This window comes from Chryseobacterium oleae, assembly GCF_900115055.1.
GTDB lineage: Bacteria > Bacteroidota > Bacteroidia > Flavobacteriales > Weeksellaceae > Chryseobacterium > Chryseobacterium oleae.
Window position 1 is genome coordinate 34,497 of record NZ_FOVD01000003.1, and the last position, 20,089, is coordinate 54,585.

The 20,089-nt window shown below is 40.5% G+C and carries 16 protein-coding genes; 1 reads left to right on the top strand and 15 read right to left on the bottom strand.

All coding sequences use genetic code 11. The annotated features are described in order from the left end of the window. Position 1: 1 nt before the first annotated feature. Genes BM143_RS10780 through BM143_RS10815 form a run of 8 tightly spaced genes read right to left on the bottom strand, consistent with a single transcriptional unit; the run spans position 2 to position 12,522 of the window. A complete protein-coding gene (locus tag BM143_RS10780; protein WP_090024505.1) occupies positions 2–2,440 on the bottom strand; it encodes a TonB-dependent receptor in 2,439 nt (812 codons plus the stop codon). Beyond that, complete coding sequence (locus BM143_RS10785) at positions 2,427–3,815, bottom strand: AMP-binding protein (protein WP_090024506.1); 1,389 nt, start codon at positions 3,813–3,815, stop codon at positions 2,427–2,429. Before BM143_RS10785 ends, BM143_RS10780 begins: the two co-directional genes overlap by 14 nt. 4 nt (positions 3,816–3,819) lie before the next feature. Further along, a complete protein-coding gene (locus tag BM143_RS10790) occupies positions 3,820–4,065 on the bottom strand; it encodes an acyl carrier protein (protein ID WP_090024507.1) in 246 nt (81 codons plus the stop codon). A gap of 1 nt (position 4,066) precedes the next feature. Next, positions 4,067–5,470, bottom strand: a complete 1,404-nt coding sequence (locus BM143_RS10795; protein ID WP_090024508.1) for an MATE family efflux transporter — start codon at positions 5,468–5,470, stop codon at positions 4,067–4,069. Continuing rightward, positions 5,467–7,281 (bottom strand): IucA/IucC family protein, encoded by a 1,815-nt coding sequence (locus tag BM143_RS10800; RefSeq protein WP_090024997.1) that lies wholly within the window; start codon positions 7,279–7,281, stop codon positions 5,467–5,469. The genes BM143_RS10795 and BM143_RS10800 overlap by 4 nt, the downstream gene beginning before the upstream one ends. 7 nt (positions 7,282–7,288) lie before the next feature. Next, the gene (locus tag BM143_RS10805; RefSeq protein ID WP_090024509.1) at positions 7,289–8,605 is read right to left on the bottom strand and encodes a lysine N(6)-hydroxylase/L-ornithine N(5)-oxygenase family protein; all 1,317 of its coding nucleotides are present in this window, start codon (positions 8,603–8,605) and stop codon (positions 7,289–7,291) included. Further along, complete coding sequence (locus tag BM143_RS10810) at positions 8,598–11,024, bottom strand: GNAT family N-acetyltransferase (RefSeq protein WP_090024510.1); 2,427 nt, start codon at positions 11,022–11,024, stop codon at positions 8,598–8,600. Before BM143_RS10810 ends, BM143_RS10805 begins: the two co-directional genes overlap by 8 nt. Continuing rightward, positions 10,996–12,522, bottom strand: a complete 1,527-nt coding sequence (locus BM143_RS10815; RefSeq protein WP_090024511.1) for a pyridoxal phosphate-dependent decarboxylase family protein — start codon at positions 12,520–12,522, stop codon at positions 10,996–10,998. Before BM143_RS10815 ends, BM143_RS10810 begins: the two co-directional genes overlap by 29 nt. Positions 12,523–12,739: 217 nt before the next feature. Between BM143_RS10815 and BM143_RS10820 the strand changes: the two genes are divergently transcribed. Next, complete coding sequence (locus tag BM143_RS10820) at positions 12,740–13,837, top strand: Fe(II)-2OG oxygenase family protein (protein ID WP_090024512.1); 1,098 nt, start codon at positions 12,740–12,742, stop codon at positions 13,835–13,837. Between the two features lie 340 nt (positions 13,838–14,177). Here the strand turns inward: BM143_RS10820 and BM143_RS10825 are convergent, their stop codons facing one another. The 7 genes from BM143_RS10825 to BM143_RS10855 form a co-directional block, all read right to left on the bottom strand. Beyond that, positions 14,178–14,990 (bottom strand): alpha/beta hydrolase, encoded by an 813-nt coding sequence (locus tag BM143_RS10825; protein WP_090024513.1) that lies wholly within the window; start codon positions 14,988–14,990, stop codon positions 14,178–14,180. A gap of 148 nt (positions 14,991–15,138) precedes the next feature. Continuing rightward, positions 15,139–15,708, bottom strand: a complete 570-nt coding sequence (locus BM143_RS10830) for a Crp/Fnr family transcriptional regulator (RefSeq protein ID WP_090024514.1) — start codon at positions 15,706–15,708, stop codon at positions 15,139–15,141. Positions 15,709–15,720: 12 nt separating this feature from the next. Further along, on the bottom strand, positions 15,721–16,245 hold the full coding sequence (locus BM143_RS10835; protein ID WP_090024515.1) for a GNAT family N-acetyltransferase: 525 nt from the start codon (positions 16,243–16,245) through the stop codon (positions 15,721–15,723). Between the two features lie 12 nt (positions 16,246–16,257). Further along, positions 16,258–16,836, bottom strand: a complete 579-nt coding sequence (locus BM143_RS10840; RefSeq protein ID WP_090024516.1) for a 5'-methylthioadenosine/S-adenosylhomocysteine nucleosidase family protein — start codon at positions 16,834–16,836, stop codon at positions 16,258–16,260. Between the two features lie 291 nt (positions 16,837–17,127). Further along, positions 17,128–17,829 (bottom strand): DsbA family oxidoreductase, encoded by a 702-nt coding sequence (locus tag BM143_RS10845; RefSeq protein WP_090024517.1) that lies wholly within the window; start codon positions 17,827–17,829, stop codon positions 17,128–17,130. A gap of 85 nt (positions 17,830–17,914) precedes the next feature. Next, positions 17,915–19,087, bottom strand: a complete 1,173-nt coding sequence (locus BM143_RS10850) for an MFS transporter (RefSeq protein WP_090024518.1) — start codon at positions 19,085–19,087, stop codon at positions 17,915–17,917. Further along, the gene (locus BM143_RS10855; RefSeq protein ID WP_090024519.1) at positions 19,084–20,028 is read right to left on the bottom strand and encodes an alpha/beta hydrolase; all 945 of its coding nucleotides are present in this window, start codon (positions 20,026–20,028) and stop codon (positions 19,084–19,086) included. The genes BM143_RS10850 and BM143_RS10855 overlap by 4 nt, the downstream gene beginning before the upstream one ends. Between the last annotated feature and the right edge of the window lie 61 nt (positions 20,029–20,089).

Consider the following 20,089-nt stretch of genomic DNA (forward strand, 5'->3'; position numbering starts at 1 on the left):
ATTAAAACTTAAGAGTAACCTCCGCCACAAAGTTACGAGGCATTTGGGCAACTATAACACCCTGCCCTGCGAAATACTGCGCATTTCCTAAATTATTCATTTTAAATCCTAGTCTGTATCTTTCTTTTTCAAGTGATACGGAAGCATTCACTAAAGTATAAGCCGGGAATATAAACTGTCCGGTAGCCGAGTTGTCTACACTAATCTGCTCACCCACACGGTTCATCCCAAAACCTAATCCAAGACCTGAAAGTCCCTGGATCGGCAATATGTAGCTCACCCAAGAATTGAATACATTAGCAGGCCCTGAAGAAGACGGACGACGGCCATCTACATTGGCAGCCGCTTTTACAAACTTACTGTCATTATAAGAATATCCTGCCATAATATTCAGGCCCTGAATAGGATTCAGAATGGTTTCAATTTCAATCCCTTTACTTCTCTGTTCTCCGTCCTGGATGGTGACATTATAGCTTGTTCCGCCCCGCGACACAATATCTGCTCTTAGCATATTGTTAACTAAAATATCATAATATCCTACTGTGAAATTCACTCTGTTTCTCCAAAGATTTCCTTTGAATCCTACTTCCCACTGATTAGACCTCTGCGGTTTGAAATCTCCACTGTAGTCTGCAAGTGGCTGCGCAACCGGAGCTAAATTACTGAAACCATTCATGTAGTTAGCGTATGCTGACAAACGCTCTTTAATGATCTGATAAGATAAACCAAATTTTGGAGACAACGCATTCTGATTGAATGGTCCCGAATTAGAATTCTTAACTAAATCAAGCTGTCCTTTGCTTTCATAATGGTCAAAACGTAAACTCAACAAAGTAACCAAACGGTCTGTAATATATACTGCGTCGGAAATGTAAGCGCCATAAATATTACTTGATGCCGTATTTCGTACTAAAGGTGCTGTAGAAGTCTGAATTTTCTGTAACGCCAAATCTCTGGTTATATTACCATATGTGCCTGTTATCGGCGGAGCTATAGGCGCTGTAGGATTTCTGGGATCAATGTAATCAAATACAACAATTGGTGAAAGGTTATTATTCATAGACTGGTTTAAATAATCCAATCCTACAAGAACCTTATTTTTGATTTTTCCTATTTTGAATTCCCCGTTAAAGTTCTGCTGAACACTGGTAGACGCTCCTTCGCCATTCTGCCACTGTACATTACGCTCTAAAAGATTATCCGTATTTCCTCTCATGAACTGATATTGATACAATCCTTCCGTTTTTCTGTAATTTCTTGAGATCAAAGTCTGTGAAGTCCACTGATCTGAAATTTTATAATTAATCTCAGCTTTTACGTTAATGGAAGGTGCCTTTAAGCTCATATCATTATTGGAATAAGATCTTTTCCAATCGTATCCAAGCTCATCCGGAGTGGTTGCGATGAATGGTCTGGTTCTCGGCAAAAAGATGATCGGCGTATTCGTTCCTTCATAGGTGTAAATCTGGGCTCCCAAATTAAATTTTAAACGGTCATTCACCTGGTAGCTGAATGTAGGCGCCACAAACATGGATTTTCTGAACTCAGAATCTCTGAATCCGTTCTGGTACTGATAGGCAGCATTCAAACGGAATAACGTCTTTCTTGACTCTGTGATTGGACCGTAAACATCAGCCGTCACACGGTTCAGGTTATAACTTCCCAAAAGATAAGAAGCTTCTCCCCCGAAATAATCTTTTGGCTTTTTCGTCACCACATTAATTAATCCTCCAAACGAATTCACCGCACCACCATACAAAGTTCCGGAAGGTCCTTTGATCACGTCGATACGTTCAATATCCGCAGGATCAATTTCTGAGTTGGTGGTCGCGGGAACACCATCTACCATAGAAACCCTGGTAGGAAAACCTCTTAAATTGTAGTAGAAACTTCCGTCTCCCGCTCTACCTGCACTTCCCTGCATTTTCACAATACCCGGGACGTTTTTTAAAGCATCTGACATATCATACACCAACTGCTCTTTCAGGATTTGCTGATTGATGCTTGTATACATTTGTGGGTTTTCAATGTTTCTCAAAGGCATTTTAGAGATTGAAGTACTGTCTCTGTCCAGAAACTTATTTCTGCTGAAGGCATAAACTGTAATCCCTTCAATCACATTGTTTTCTGTTTCAGGGTAAATCACCGGAATTTCAAAGACATCTTTTTCAATACGGATTTGCTCACGCATCAATTCAATGTCATTTAAAACCACCTGAAGCGTATATTCTCCCGGTGGCACATTATCAAAATAGTATTCTCCTAAACTGTTGGTCTTAGCCTGATACGGCGTATTAACTAATCTTAAAAGTGCATTCTTCACGGGCACCTTTTCAGACAACATGATCTTTCCGTTAACACGTTCACTCTGCTGGGCAGAAACAAATAATGGAAGACCGACAAGAAATAAAAGTAATATAGGGGTTTTAAATATTTTCATGCTGTAAGTTTTGTAACAGGGGATAGTTGATTTTGCCGTTTTGTGATAATGGAAATGATTCGATGTGTTCGGTGCGTACGTACTGCGGGTTGATTCGCAGCTTATTTTTAATGGTTTCTGTAATGGTTTGGGGATCAATTTCGATGTTGTCATACAGAACAATGATTTTTTTGTCATTGCCGTTCAGACAAACCACTGTATTCCCTTCGAGTTCATTCTTAAGGATAAACTCTACCTCATCCAGATTGAGACGGATCCCGAAAAGCTTCATGATGCGTTTGATTCTTCCTGTGATATAATACAGTCCGTTCTGCCCTCTTCTGCCTGTATCTCCTGTATGAAGAAGCTTAGGCTGTTCGTAGGTCGACAGATCTTCAAGCTTGTTGGCATATCCACCGCTGATGCTTGAATGTAAAAATAGGAGTTCATCTGTTTCTTCATCGATCTGGAAGCTTCCTCCGTGTACAGGAGTCCCAATAGACGTTTCTTCTTCAAGGAGTCCGTCTGTGGTAAGATAAGCCATTCTTCCGCCTGCTTCGGTCTGTCCGTATTGGGCAAAGAACTGTTTATTGAACTCAAGGCAGTAATTGAAGATGGTTTTTCTCAATTCTGCATTGATTACTCCTCCCGTATGAGTCATGTATCTCAGGCTGGTGCTGTCTTTTCTGAAGAATCCGATTCTGTTCAGGTTTTCATACAGATACGGAACGCCTCCCAATGTGCTGTAACCGTACTCTTCCATTTCATCCCAGAATGCTTTCTGCATGATGTCTTTGTCCGTGCAGACTATTCTTCCCGCACGCATACAGTTGGTGGTAAAAATAGAAAAACCGTACACGAAATTAATCGGTACGTTGAGCGGAACTACATCAGATTCCAGGATAGGCATGTATTGAAGGATGCTCACGGCATTCTGATAAAGGTTTTCATCCGAAAGTTTCACCAGTTTTGGAACTCCGGTGGTTCCGGAAGTGCTTAAAAGGATCTTGATATCAGGATGAATCGTGACCTCCGGTTGGTAATCTTCTTTAGCAAAGATTTTCACTGTTTCCGAAAACTCCTTTAACGAATATCCCTGGACCTCATCTCTTGAGGGATCAAAGATATATTTGGGACGGTATTCTGCTTCCAGACGTTCTTTAAATTCCGGATGCAGTTTCTGTCCCAAAACAGCAATGGCATGTGCGGTTCCATAGAAATTTAGGAGTACTTCAATACTGGGCACCTGATTGTCATTGTACAAAAAGATCAATCCTTTTTCTACAGGATTGAGGCCTAAAGAACGATACAGCGTTCCAACCGGCGTGGAAACACCGGTGGAAGCATCTGTAAACAACAAGTTCTTGTTGGCAATTACATTTTCTAAAATTTTCATATACTTAGTTTTCTACGAGTACATCGTATTTTTTCATTTTTTCGCGGATCTTTCCGACGGTTCCCATTTCAAGGATGTCATTAAAGTCAAACTTGACACGGTAGAACTGCTCCAAAGCTTCTACAATAAGCAGATGCGATATAGAGTCCCACTCAGGAATCTCCTGATAGGTAAGGTTTTCGTCTACTATTTCTTTTTTCACAGCGATTGCTGATGCGATAATTTCATAAAATTCGTCTGTTGTGTGCATTTTAAATTTTTATAGTTTTCCATTTACCATTTTTGAAGATCATGAGGAACAGTACAGCCAGTACGATTTCCGAAGAAACAATAGCGGTGAATATTCCTTTCAGTTCCCATTGAAGCCTTACCCCAAGCAGGTAAGCCAAAGGAAGCTGAATCACATAGAACATGATCATGTACAGCAGGGTTACCTGCATAATATTGCCGGCCGCATTAAGCGCACGGCTGATCACCATTGTAAAGCCTAATAAGAGATAAGCCATAGACACCACATGGATGTATTGTACGGCATATCGTGCTACCTCAGCTTCCTTGGTGAAGAACGTCACCACATATTCCGCAGCGAACTGCCAGAATATAGCGACGGCTATCAGATAAGTCATATTGATCCCTCCGGCTCTCCATACCGTTTTCTCTGCGCGGTCCGGATTTCCGGCTCCTAAATTCTGTCCTGTAAGAACCCCTGCGGCATTTCCTATTCCCCAGGCAGGCATCGTAGCAACAGAAGCAATTCTCTGCGCAATAATGTATCCTGCAAGAGCAGTAGTCCCAAAGGTAGCGATGATTTTAACCATGATCAGCCAGCTTGAAGCAGGAATAATATACTGAACCAGCCCGCCAAAAGTAATTTTCAGGATTTTCTTAATTAAAGGCAGATCAAGATGAAATTTCACAAGGATATTCACACTGGTTTTGCGTGTAAGAAGAATAAAGAACTGATACAAAACCGCCAGTAACCGGGATAATATGGTAGCATATGCCAATCCCATTATTCCGTAAGCGGGAATAAAACCCAATCCGAAAACAAGAATTACCGCAAAGACCATACTGGAGATATGACAAAGCCAAAGCGACTTCATCGCCAGATCCGCATCACCGGCTCCTCTGAACAAACCATTGATAGACAGGCGCAAAATTACCAGACCGATACTCAGAAAGACCAGTTTGGAAAAAGGGAGTCCGTTATCTACAATCCCCGTATTGAATCCAAGGAAACTGATAATCTCACCCGCAAAAAGGAATGACAGACCGCCAATCAGTAATGCAAAAGCAGAGGCCAGCAATATGATATAATGCGCAGTCCGGCTCATACCTTCCTGATCTTTTTCTCCGGCTCTCCTGGCCGTAAGTGTTGCAGCAGCGATACCCAAACCAATAGCAATTGCATTGGCAAAATTGATATAGTTATCTGCAATTCCCACGAGTCCAAGGACCTTGTCTCCCAATTTTGCAATAATTAAAAGATTGATACTGACAAAAACAGATTCCATCACGAGCTCCATCACCATCGGAATGGCAAGGCTGAAGATAGAACGGTTGATACTCCCTGAGGTAAGTTCTACTTTTTTTCCCGCTAAAGCTCCGTACGCAAATACAGAGCCTTCTTTTACAAGATGCAGAAACTTTCTCATACCGTCGCTACAGAGTTTTTATTGGCAATCTGATACAAAGGATTCGGCAGTGCACCGTCTTTCTTTGGAATAGCAAATGCTTTATTTTCGCTGTAACCGTTGTTTTTCAAACGCAGACTGTTGATGTAGAACCTTTTGAATGTAGGAACATACAGGTCATATTTTTCATAACGTTCATTCAGATGAGGATTGTGATTTTTATAGTTTTCTATACAAGCGTGAACAAGCGTCCAGAAGGTTTCTTCCTCAAAGTTGGAATGCGTATGTAGAACATTGGATAAATACCTGAAGAACGCATCAAAAACACCCAAAAGAATAGACAACGGAACGTTTTCCTTGTTGGAAGACTGGATCAGTCCGTCTGCCAGATGATCAGGAAGTTTCTGCCTAGCTTCTGCGGTCAGGACAATATCATCCACAAAATCTTTGATCACAATTCTCTGCGGTACTCCGTTTTTCAATACCACCATGATGTTTTCTCCATGAGGCGTTACACAAAGAGAATGGGTGTAATAAATGTGAAGCAACGGCGTAAGATAAGCATCCAGATAATCTGTGATCCACTGCTGAATAGTAATTCCGGCCTGCTCTGCAAAAGCCTGTACCAATGGAACTCCATTCTGATCTACAAAAAGCAGGGAAGCCATGGTAAACATTTCTTCGTCTTCCTGTAAATAGTTGGAAGCACTTTCGCGCCATAAAGCTCCAAGAAATTCGTTGTACTGATAAGGAACACCGGCAATCGCACTGTATTGAGGATGCAGATAAGCAATAGAAGCTTCTTCTCCTAAAAATATGGTTCCTTTTGTTTCAAGATAAGCATCACCTTTGATCAGTCCTTTCACCCAGTCTGTAATGGAAGGGGCAATTTTCATCTGCTTAGGCGACAGTCCTCTGATATTTCCTGTACTTAAAATAGAAACAGCGGTTTTCAGATATCTTTTTTCAGGATGATCTGTATTAAACAAAGTTCTGATACTCTGTTGCGGGCTATACACATCATTTCCTTCTCCTAACAGAATTAAGATACCGGATGCAATATCGCCTGCAAAGTGAATCTTCAGCTTATGTTCCCACTGCCATGGATGCACGGGAATTAAATTATAATCCTCAGGAGACTTTCCGGAATCAATCAACTTTTGTTGAAAATCCTGATACAATTCGTCTCCAATTTCAGAACGGTAAAAGTCTTCCTGATCAATAGGTTCCAGCGACTGGAACGCTGATCTGTCCTTATGAGCAGCCAGCCACAGCACTTTTAATTCCTCTCCCGCTTCCGGAGCAAAGGTTTCAAGATCGGTAGGAGAAAATCCTAACCTGCTTTTGTTAACGATCACCCACGGATGACCTGTCATCTGATGTTCTACCGTTTGGTAATTACTGGATGCCAGTTCTTTTGAAGACATAACGCCTCTTGATAAAATCAGTGCATCACAATATAAGGTATGAAGCAATTCTTCGGTATATCTCGCCAGTGTATTGGCATCTAAATCGAATACAGTCTGCATTTCAAGGAAGAACTGAGGAATATTCAGTGCTGAGGTTGGTACTCCATTCTCTATTTTCGCGATACTGTCTGTATCAATATGCCAGTAGTCCATCATTCTTTCCTGTCCGCGGAAAACGTATTCTATAGTTTCGATCCCCGTTTCCAGTTTGAAGACCGTAAATCCGCCTTCATCCTGAGTAACGGCAACAGGTTTTAACCGTTCTTCATGCATTAACTCTGCAATCGTCTTGGCCATAAGGTCTCTGTTTGCCTGTAGCCAGATTTCCTGGCTTATTGTATTATTTTTTAAGTGGGTGTTCATTGTTCTGTTATATTTTGACAGTTGATACAGCAGCATGTTTCTCTACATCAAAATCCTGGAAAGCAATTTTCTTTTCGATTTTGTAATGTTCTCTTCCCAAAATGTCATTGATGATATAGGAATTACGGTAGGCCGCCATTCCAAGATCGGTAGAAATGTAGCTGTGGGTGTGTACTTCTGCATGAAGCACATAGATTTCACCGCCGTTATGGTCTATGGAATAATTCCTGTTGACCGCAAATAATCCTGTAGAATCTCTTTTAATTCTGGACTGAATATTTTTCAGGAAAGCAGGTTCATGATAACGGTATCCTGTTCCTACTACCAGATAGTCAGCTTCCTGTTCGTAAGGAACCTCTTGTTCCAATTGTGTGAACTCAAGAGTTAAATGATCAGGATTGCTGTTGTCAACCCTATCCAACTGGCTGTTTGGAATGATGGTAAGGTTTGGATCAGCATTATCAATATTCAGGTCGTAGATGAAATCATAGATCTGGTTGATGAGGTCGTAATTGATTCCTTTGAACTGGGCCTGCTGCTTGCTTAATATTGATTTTCTTGCCGCTTCGTCCCTGCTGTAGAAATAATCAACATAATCAGGAGAAGTCAGTTCCAGCGTCAGCTTTGAATATTCCATCGGGAAGAAACGGTCCGGACGTGAATACCAACCCAATTGGGTATTTTCATCACGGCTTTGCAATAAATCATAAAAAACCTCAGCTGCACTTTGTCCTGAACCGATCACGGCAATTTTTTTACCCTGCGCTAAAAGTTCTTCCTTACGGTACAGATAAGAGCTTGTATGAAGAATACGGGAATCCTCTTTCGGAATAAACGAAGGAATATGAGGCTGTGTCCCTGTTCCCAGGATCAGTCTTTCTGTTCTGAACACCTCTGTCTCCTTGGTTTTGGTATGAATGGTTGTGATTAAATACAGTCCGTTTTCATACACAATATCAACCACCTGTGTTGAAAAACGACACTGTGGAAGCTGGCTCACTACCCATTGACAGTAACGGTTGTATTCTTTACGCGGAATGAAAAAATCTTCCCTGATAAAGAATTTGTACAGCCTGTTCGTTTCTTTCAGATAGTTCAGAAGGCTTAAAGGATTCGTAGGATCTGCCATGGATACACAGTCGCACAGAAAAGGCGTCTGTAGTGTTACGTGGTCAATCATTAATCCCGGATGCCAGTCGAAACCATCTCTCTGGTCAAGGAAAAGTGTTTTTAATTCAGAAATCGGATTGGATAAAGCGGCAAGTCCTAAATTAAAAGGACCAATACCTATTCCGATCACGTTATATATCGTGTCGTTATTCATGTTCAGTGATTTTTACGGTGAATTCTACGTCTTTGTTTTGCGGGAATTTTTCCCAGTACCATTCCCTGTAGCAGAAATTAAGGTTGGCTTTTTTATGAGGCATTTCAATGACTTTATCTACTTTGAAGCCTACATGGGCTTTATTCATCATAGAAGCCAGAGAATCTACCGAACCCTCGCCTACCATTTTTCCAACCTCAGGCTGGGCAAATACATAATCTACCATAGACTGTGTGGAAGGAGAAACGTATTTCTTCTTCGGATCTGTGGGTGCGATAAATTGGTGGGTTCCATAATCGGTAGGCAGTACATCATAGTAATCACCTACAATGTCTCTACACGGCCAGTAAACCTCAATATTACATGTAGGTTCTCCATTACTCATGACAATGTAGCTGTGTGCTTCATCACCTGGTAACATTAATCGGTAATAGGTTTCCAGTTCGTCTATCGGCCAGTTCATCTGCCAGATTTTGATCGCGTGTTCACGGTTGAACCACTCATGAAGCATTTCAAGATCTTCATCAAGATCAACAGGTCTCATGGTAACCGTGACATCATCTTTCTGGAAATAACGCTTGAAGAAAGCTTCTTTCCCTTTCGGATGAATCAGCTGATCTGAGAAGTAATGGTAGTGAAGAAGATTCGGAACTTTAGTATAAGAAATGGCTGCGGCGCTTGTAATTCCGTCAATTTCATTAGCAACCGCCTTAAAGTTGGTTTTTGTTCCCCAATGACGGTTTTCAAGTGCATAACGCGTAAAATCTGAAGGCATTTCCTGATGAACCTGTTCAAATTCGCTGTGCAGCATATTGATCAGTGTTCTTTCTTTCACCCATCCTGTCTTTCCTAATGAAGCCACCAATGCTGAAAGATTACTCACTAAAACATGGTAAGAGATAATATCTAAAAGACGCTCATCCCTGATGAAAAGATCTTCAATCTCAGGATACGTTTTGGAAAGCGCCGCATACTGTTCTCTTGCACTTTCTCTTAACAAATATCCTTGTGCATCTCTTACAAAAAGAGTTGTTGGCAGCAACTGATCATCCAGTTGGATCAGAAGATTCTGTTGATGCGCTTCAGGAGCCATGCCGTACTGGCTGTATAAATGGTTTAAAGGAGCAATCAGCAGGTGAATATATTTTGAAAACCAAGTGGTCACCGATTCTTCCGGACTTGTTCCCAGTTTTTCAGAAACATCTGTAAAGAACTTTTGGATAAAATTTTGTCCGTCTGCAGGTTCGTCCTGACATAATCTTGCTAAAAGAAGGATTTTATCTTCCGGCTGGAACGGATTTTCGCGAATCAGAAGATTAAGGCTTTCAATATTTTTATTCTGATGATAAACGCCTAATGTTACAGGTTCCAAAAGCAGTTTAAACTGGTTGAAATCCTTTTCAAATGCTGCGCCTGCATGTTTTCTCCATAAAGCCGATGCATAGCCTCTTTTGAGATCTTTCTCCGTATTGATTCGTATCGATCCTGTTAAAAGAACATTTAAAGAAAACTTAGGCATCCACGGAATTTGAGGACTGTACATACTTCTGATGGAAGAGGTTGAATAAAATTCTTCTCCAAAAGCTCCGATGTGAATTAACGTACGGTCTTTCACCATTTCCGCTCCTTCTTCGATAGACAAAAGATAAGTAGCTTCCCAAGGATGACACGGAACTGTATAAAAATCAGAAAGTTTTTCACCTTCGTTAAGGTATTTCGCTTCCAGATCTTCCGGTAATAAAACGATACTCTTCAGGAATTCACGATAAGGCTGTTCTAAAACCGACTGTTCCTGAACACAGCTTTTGTGCACCAGAAAATACTCCAGCTGAATGCCTTTATTGAATTCCGGGCCGTAAAGAAGCTGTTGTGCTCGGGAGAATCCCATTCTCGCTTTTGTAAACGGATGAAGATTGTGTCCTACAGGAAGCTGTTGTTCAGATTCCAGGAAAGAATATGTCAAAGCATCCTGATCCTGTAAACCTTCCTCCATGATCATTTCCAGATTTCTTAGGCTGCTGTGAATCCTTTTGGTAAATAATTCAAGGCCTTTTTCACTGAACTGCTCAGAAAGTTCGCGGTATACCAATTCAGTAAGCTGATCAACATCCGGTTCAAAAACCTTCTGATTGTTATGATCAACCACCCACAAAGGCATTCCATAATTGTGGAAAGCACTTTCGGAACGGTAAGAAACCGGAGCGAATAAAAAGATCTCGCTTTTCTTTAATTCAAATCTTATATGAAGCGGATAGGTACTGTTTTCCAGCGCCTGAGCCGTAAGCATGTCATATTTCGGAGCTCCCTGATAGAATTTTCCGTTTCCAAGCTCACGAAGCATTCCGTTGAGCAGGATTCTGATCGTAATTTCCTGTGCTTTTTCCGTAAGCTTAGTTTGCTGTATCAAAGTCTTCTCCATGCGATTTGATTGTATTTAAAATTTGGTGAACATCTTCTGTCGTGGTGATCGGGTTCAGGAAGGTAAACTTCAGGTAGAAATTTCCATCTACTTTGGTACTTGCCACCAGAATTTCCCCGCTGTAGAAAAGCTTCATTTTGATGTGCTGGTTCAAAGCATTCAGGTCTTCAATATCAGGTCTGATATAACGGAAAACCAGAACGCTCAGATCCGTATCGGAAAGCAGTTCGAAATGAGGGTTTTCAGTGATCATAGACGCTACGTCTTTGGTAAGGTCTATCACCGTGTCTGTATATTCTGAGAGCTGTTCTTTGCCCATCATTCTTAAAGTAAACCACAGTTTCAGCGCATCGAATCTACGGGTGCTCTGGATAATGGATTTGTTGATCTGCGCAGGAATTTCCTCTTCATCCATTTCCGCAGGATTCAGATAGTCTGCATGATGTTTCAGGATTCTTAATTCCCTTTTATTTTTAACGATGAAAGCACTACTGCTGATTGGCTGGAAGAAAGATTTATGATAATCTATCGTCACAGAATCTGCTCTTTCGATACCATTCAGAAGATGACGGTACTTTTCGCTCAATAATAAAGCACATCCGTAAGCCGCATCTACGTGCATCCAGATATTATATTGCTCGGCAACATTGGCGATATCTTCCAGTGGATCTACGTTTCCGAAGTCTGTGGTTCCGGCCGTAGCCACAATTCCGATAGGAATATTTCCCATCTGCTCTTCTCTCTTAATGTATTTCTTCAGTAAACCGATGTCCATGCAGAATCTTTCGTCTGTAGGAACTTTAACAATACATTTTTCGCCTAATCCCATGATGGAGGCATTCTTTAAATTGCTGAAATGAGACTTATCAGAAACAAAAATTCTGAATCTGCTCGCTTCCTGTGGAAGTCCATCCAGCTTTATATTATGGTTGTATCTCTTCTGGGAAAAGCAGTCGCGCATCATCACAAGGCCCATCAGATTGCTCTGTGATCCGCCTGCTGTGAAAACGCCATCGCTGGTTTCCGGATTATATCCTAACTGCTCTGCGGTCCAGTCGATCAGTTTTCTTTCCATGAAGGTTCCTCCTGCACTCTGGTCGTACGTATCCTGTGAAGAATTGATGGCGCTTACAAGGATTTCTCCTGCCAATGCAGGAATGACGATAGGACAGTTAAGATGTGCCACATATTGTGGAAGGTGAAAAGCAGTGGCATGCTTTACATATATAGTATCTACCTCTTCAAGTAGCTCCTGATACGAAGATAGTTTTTGATTAAGGTCTATCTGCTGTACCATGCCTTTCATTTCTTTGGCTTCTATTCCGCTGAAGGGTTTGTCATTTCTGTGAAGAAAAGTTCCTACAAGGTCTAAAGTTTCTTCTACAGCGGAACGATAATGATCATAATTGTCAGTATGAAAAATATTTCCAAAATTCCCCGAAATGTGAGGTAAGGAGGCACCCAGGATCTCTCCGGCGGGCATTTGATTGTTGTTCATATGGTATTTGTAAGGTGATTTTTGAAATCAATAAGTTGTATGAATTCTGTATAGTATATAGGCGTATATACTTGATTGTCAAGTTTTTATTTTTAGCATTTTTTCAAGTTTTTTTTTGGTGATTGATAAATTATTCCTAAATTTGAACCGTCTATTGTTATTTAGAATAATTAAAAACAAATATAAAAATTATATTAACACACCAAATATTTTTTTAATGAATTCGCTAGAAATTTTAGATAACGACAGTATTACTGCGGTAAAACTGCTTCCAAGAGTCATTGAGATCACCTCTCAGGAAAGAAGAATGATACAAGATGCGGCGGTGCATCTTCAGAGAAAGTATGGCAGCTATGAAAATAGAGATTTCATTACCCACGTTCATCAACTGGCTTCTTATTTTTTGCCGGAAAGAATTCTACATATGGCCGCTGATTTTGCCAGCGACTTCTCAATAAATCAATATGGAGCTCTGGTATTCAGAGGATTAATGGACATCGATCAGGAAAGTATCGGGAATACACCACCGAACTGGCAGTCTGCAGATTATTCCAAATTCAATATCTATGGTTTTGCCTGTGCTTTGATTCACGGAGCACTTCCGTCGAAGCCTGTACAATACTATTCTCAGCGTAAAGGAGGAGGATTAATGCATGCGATTATCCCGGACGAGAAAATGAGAGAAACACAGACCGGATCGGGATCTGCAACAGATCTTTATGTACATACCGAAGATGCCTTCCTGAAACATCAGGCAGACTTTTTAAGCTTTATGTACATCCGTAATGAAGAGCAGGTACCTTCTACCCTATACTCTATCCGTTCTCACGGAGCTATCGGCGAAAATTTCAGACCTCTTTTTGAGCGTATGTATAAAATACCAAAAGATGCCAATTTAGAGACCGGTATGGAGGAAGAAGAGAAACTGGATGCCGTATTGTATGGTAATTTTGAACTGCCTTTTATGAGGTTTGATGCTGCAGAACAGTTATTCAATCCAAGCATTAAGCAGACTGATGATGCCTACAGCCATCTGACAGAATTCTGGGAAGAAGCAAGAGATCTGATTTATTCGGGTTTCACGCCACAGGCCGGAGATGTCATATTGGTGAACAACCATTTATGTGCTCACGGAAGATCAGCTTTCCGTGCCGGGGTAAGAAACATCAATGGCGTGGAGCACAAATGTCAAAGGAGAATTATGCTCCGTATGATGAGCAAAGTGAGCCTGCTGGAAATGAGAGCCCACACGCTTACAGAAGACCCGTTCTTTGTTATTGAAGAACATTTGGGTAAAAATTTCGAAAACATTTAAAATGTTCTATTAGATATTTATTTGATAATAATTATGATGGATCCTTTTAAGCCTTGTGCTTAAAAGGATTTTTTTTAACCTGAAAAATATTTAAACCATTAAGAGCATTTAAGTTTTTAAGATGATTAAGGTGAGCATCGCTTTTAAAGGTATGGCTTAAAAAAATCATTTGATTTTTCTTAACTATTCTTATCATCTTAATGGTTTAAAGATTTGAGCCCTGTTAACCATGTCAAGATTTTGAACCTTGACATGGTTAGGAGCGTTGATTTCAACTTAAAATAAAACAACATAAAACACTATAATTAAGATAAATACAGCAATTTATGTAAACTCAATTTTACGGCTTGAAAAACCGATCAAATAAAGTCAATTGTTCAGATAAAGATCTGCTCCAATATTTAGGATCATGGATTCCTAAGGACTCTATATAAAGATGCGGGATCTTTTGGTCGGTTAATTTTTTATGAAAGTTTCTGTTCATAGCGATCATCTGGGTATCTTCTGTCCCGCAGTCAAAGATGTACTGCTGATCTGCTGAAGCCATTGTTTTCAACTTATTATCTGTAAGAAATTTAGGATTCAATGAAATTACAGGACCCGCCACTTTATCTACCTGATACTTCGTGTACCCTTCTCCAAATGAGGCCAGATCCAAAGCACCACAAGAACTTCCAACGATGCCAAACGTTTTATTGTATGTCGTACCAATGTTTACAGCACCATAACCTCCCATGCTCCAGCCCAGGATGCCACGGAATTTTCTGTCGTTTTTCACAGGATAGTTTTTATTGACAAAATCCACAAGTTCCTGCCCGATAAAAGTCTGGTACTGGGAATCTTTAACCAACGGACTGTCTAAATACCATGAATTGAAATTTCCGTCCGGCAAGACATAAATCATCTTATACTCTTGTGCTTTCTGAACCAGATCAGGAATATCCTGTTTGATCGTTCTGTCGGGATTTCCGCTGTACCCGTGAAGAATATAAACCGATGGATAAGTTGCGCCCTGCTGCACATCCGGGGTGATGATAATGGTTTTAATATTCTTATTCATTCTGGCACTGAACACTTCTTTATAAATGATTTTCTGTGCGGAAAGCTGTGCAGATATTGTTAATACACAGACAATGCTTACTATATTTTTCATAGGATATAATTTTAAATCTGATAGGACTGCATCCTATCTTAGGCTAAATCGCCACGTTGTGGCTGGCTACCATACCATTGTTATTGATTTACGGTACAAATATGCGGCCGATAGAATAAAAAAGCCTCAACATATGTTGAAGCTTTTGTCAGTTTATTTCCTTTTTTATGCGGCTCAGCTGAGTGGGTGTAATGCCCAGGTAAGAGGCGATGTGATGCTGTTTAAGACGGTCATGCAGATGTTTATTCTGCAATAACTGTAAATAACGCCGTTTGGCTGTTTCATGCTTTAGAGAAATCTCCAGCGGTTCTTTTTTTACCACCCAGTTTTTTTCCAGATAATGGATTTGAAATAATGCCAGATCATGATACCGGTTGATCAGTTCTCTGAAAGCCTTTGCCGGATATTTGATCACCGAACAGTCTTCAAGGGCAACAATATTAAAATCACTGGGTTTATCCTTGATTACAGCTGCAGTAGAAGCCACAAAACTCTTTTCTTCAAAGAAAATTTTATACACAGAATCTCCCTGTTCATCCACAGTATAATACCCTACCAGCCCCGATTTTATAAAATAATAATATCTGGCCGCAGTTCCGGCTTCCTGAAGAAGATCATTTTTACTGAATCTTTCTTCAGTACAAATATTGATCAGGGCATCAACCGTTTCTGCTGATAATGGGTAATAGAAATTGATTTCTTCTAAAAATTCTTTCAAAGCTGATGGTTATTAATCTAAAATTTTCTTCATCATCAGATCGGTCTGTTCATCATTTCCCAAGGTAAAAGTATGGGTTCCGAATTCCTCAAAACCATTTTTTCTGTAAAAGTTCAGGGCTCTCAGGTTCTTTTCCCAGACCCCAAGCCAAAGATAATTTTTGCCAAGACTTTGAGCACTTTCTAAAGCTTTATCATACAGTAATTGCCCTACTTTCTGTCCGTGGTGGCTTTTTTTGACGTAAATACGCTCTATTTCCAGGGAAGTATCATCGTCCTGCAGTTCAGTTTGTGCCGCTCCGGAATTCAATTTAAGATAGCCAACAGCATTGTCCTCTTCCCAGGCAATAAAGAAATGAGAATCGGGGTTATTTAATTCCAACTTTACTTTTTCCGTACTGAAACTTTCATCCAGATACGTTTTCATGGCCTCTTCGGAATTACTTTCCGCAAAGGTTTCGGAGAATGTCTGTCTACCCAGACTCTGTATGGTTTCAAGATCTTCAGCCGAAGCTGTATTAATGATAATAGATGCCATTTTTCTTTTTTGTTAAAATAATAATTTCTTAAACGCTTCAGAAGCCAGATGTACCTGAACGGCCCAGTCGTCTGCGGCATCACTTCCTGCATCGTCGGAGATATATTTCAGGCACAGGAAAGGGATGTTCTCTTTCTTAGCGATCAGGGCAAGCGGATAGGCTTCCATATCTACAATATTATAATCCGTTTCAGAATGATTCATCTCAAAACTGTCGCCACTGCCACAAATTCCTTCTTCCAGTCCGTTCATCTGAAGACCGTATTCCAAAACAGGCGGAATTCCGGATAAAGGAGTTTCATAAAGACTGAAGCCGAGACCTCTCACATCCATATCGCGCTGGATAAATTTTGTACAGCAAACGACTTCTCCCTTCCCGAAGCTTTTACTTCCTGCAGACCCCAGATTAACGATCAGTTTGGGTTTTCTGAAATGAATTTCTCTGGTCAGTTCAATCGCAGCATTTACTTTTCCTATTCCTGTCACCAGTTTATTTTTTCCTTCAAAAGCCTTTCCTGCTTCCGAATCCAAAGCAAAGACAAACAGCGTTTCAGAAACCGGATATTGAGCTTCGGTATTGATTTTTATCATTGAACATAAATATTTAAACAAAAATAAGCATTGAGCAGCTAAAACGGGAACCTTTTTACTGTTTTTTATAATCTGTACTGAACAAAAAAAACACCCCGGTTTGAGGTGTTTTTATATTGAATATGCTAAATTATTTTTCATTGAAAACACTAATATCACTCATCTTCTTTCACTAATTACACGAATATTTCCGCTCTTCAATAGTGACATTAGTGAATCTATTGGTGTTATTTGTGGTTAACATAGTCAGGAAGGTTGCAAACCCTAAGACTCTCAAACTTCCTCACATTATTAAATAGCGCATCCATCTGTATCACAAGATGCACCTCCTTCTTTCGAAAGATCCTTAAACGGGCTTACCGTTTCTTTATACGTCTGTTGAAGAGCATCTGCAAAAACTTCAGCAGGTTGTGCTCCGGATACGGCATATTTTCCATTCAGAACAAAAAAAGGAACGCTGGAAATACCATTGTTTTTAGCCTCCTGAATATCCTGGTTAATTTCAGAATCGAATACATGTGATGTTAAAGCCTGTCTTGCCTCATCCTTATCAATCCCTGCATTTTCAGCAAGGGAAACAAGTTCTTCTATATCCCCAACATTTTTCCCGTCGGTAAAATGAGCAATGAAAAGCGCTTCTTCCATTTCATTGGCCTTCCCGTGTTTTTTCGCAAGGTGAAGCAGTTTGTGTGCTGTAAATGTATTGATGATCAAAGCTTTTTCGAAATTAAAATCTATTCCGGCACTTTTCCCCATCTGAGCCACCTGACCAATCATCTGAGATGCCTGTTCTGCTGGAAAACCTTTTTTCTCTTTAAAATATTCAACGGTATTCTGAGGTTTTGAAGCATCTAAACTAGGATCTAACTGGAAGCTCTTCCACTCTACTTCGATTTCGTCTTTAAACGGCAGTTTTTCAAGAGCCTGGTCAAAATTATTCTTTCCGATATAGCAGAACGGACACATAACATCCGACCATATTTCTATTTTCATTTTCTTTGTTTTAATTTTTGATGAAATTTATTAATCCATCAAAATTACTGCTTTTCGCCAATGTAACAAAATTTGTTACACTATATTACCCACATGGAATAATGATCTTTTCCTTTTCAGCTCTTTTTTCCAGAATACTTCTCAGAATGATCATCAAAAACGCCAAAACGCCAAACACAAGGCCTATCCACGGATTGTATGAAGCTCCTTTAGCCACAATCATCCAGCCTCCCAGAGTTGTTCCCAGAGTTACTCCGAGGTTTCCAAAAGAAGTTGCTAAGCTGTTGGCAAATTCAAGAGAATCCGGGACAGAAGAAATCATGTAGGTAGACGCATTCTGAAAACTTGGTGAATACAGAAAACCCCAAACTGCAATACTGATGATATTGGCAGGCAGACTGTCCCCGGAAAAATACAGTAAGAACGGCATAATGACAGTCCCGGAAAGGAACAGAGCGGTCGTTTTCGGGACATTCCAGCTCAGCATTTTTCCCGCAATCCAGTTTGAAAATACACCAATAATTCCGAAGAGGAAAAGCATGTAACTAACCATCGTTCCGTCCATTCCTTTGGCTTTATTCAGATAGTCTGCAAAATAACTGTAGGTAGAAAACCAGGCAGTGATCATGAAAAAATTCATGGCTGTACTGATGATAAATGTAGGTTTAGTCAGAATCGTGAGCTGACTTTTATAAGATTTCTTTTCCTGCACAGGCATTGCGGGAAGCAGCAAATAAATCACGGCTAAAGCTACTGTACTCACAATCCCCTGAACAATAAATGAAGATTCCCATATCCATACACTGGCGAGCCACGTCGCAAAAGGAACTGTAGTCACCATAGCCAGAGCTACCCCGATAAAGACAATTCCCATCAGCTTATTCGCCTGTTTTTGATCTGCACCGGAAACTGCGACAGACAAAGCCGTGGCAATATAGACCGGTTGTAAAAATGCAGGAAGTATTCTCACCATCATCAGAAGCCAAAACGGGGGCGACATCGCCGAAACCACAGCCGTAAACAGGAAGATCGCAATCGCGGTCAACATCACTTTCTTACGGTCAAATCCGGACATCAACAAGGTCATAAAAGGTCCTGTTAATGCAATAATCAGTGCAAAAGCACTGAGCAGCCAACCGGCTTTGTCAGTTCCTATCTGATAATGTTCAGCAATCTGTGGCAGGATTCCTATCACTCCGAATTCTGTAGTAATGACTGCAATGAATCCTAAGCATCCGATGTAGGCGTACTTTTTCATGCTTCTTTTTCTACAGCTATTTCAAGGTGTTGATGGGCAAAAGCTGCCATTTCATTGGCTGCCTGCTCCACTTCATTCAATACTTCTCCCATATGCATAAAACCATGCACCATATCTTTGTAAAAACGGGTACGAACAGAAATCCCGGCATCTTTCATATGCTGTGCTAACAATTCTCCTTCGTCTCTTAAAGCATCATGTTCAGCAATAAGAACCAATGTAGATGGCGTATTTTTAAAATCTTTTATCAGTACAGGAACCGCTAATGGATCGGGATTGTTTTTACCATCAGGATAATACCAGTTCCAGGCCTGGATACCGCCTTCTTTATTTAAAACCGGGCCTGTTTCATAGATTTCCCATGATTTTGTATTAAGCTGATTATCCGCTGCCGGATAGATCAGTATCTGAAACTTCAGAAGTTCTCCAACCTGTGTGGAAACGCTGGCTGCAAGAGCTCCACCGGCACTGTCGCCTACAATTCCGATCTGATTTTTATCAATTCCCAGAGATTCTGCATGGTCAACCACCCATTTTACGGCATCAATGGAGTCATTTAATCCCGCAGGAAAAGGATGTTCAGGAGCCAAGCGATAATCTACGAATATCACTGCTGATCCTGTTTTATTGGCCAGTTTACGGACTACAGCGTCATGGGTTTCAAAACCACCGGCAATAAACCATCCGCCATGTATGTAGACAATAGCTGATGATTTCTGAGCTGTTTTTCCTTTCGGGCGGTAGATCCGGATCGGGATTTGGTAGTTGTCCATTGGAATATTCAGTTCTTCGATCATTGCAACGGATTCTTTTTTTCCGCTAAGCTGAAGCGACATCGTATCAAGATATTTTCGGGTATCATCTAATGGATCCTGTGCATTGAATGACTGTATTTTTTCTAAATGACTGATGATTTGGCTGATAGGTGATGTAAATTCCATTTTTAAAAATTTTCCTGTTAATATTGTTTGCATGGGAACCTAAGCGCTATTGTTCCCCAAC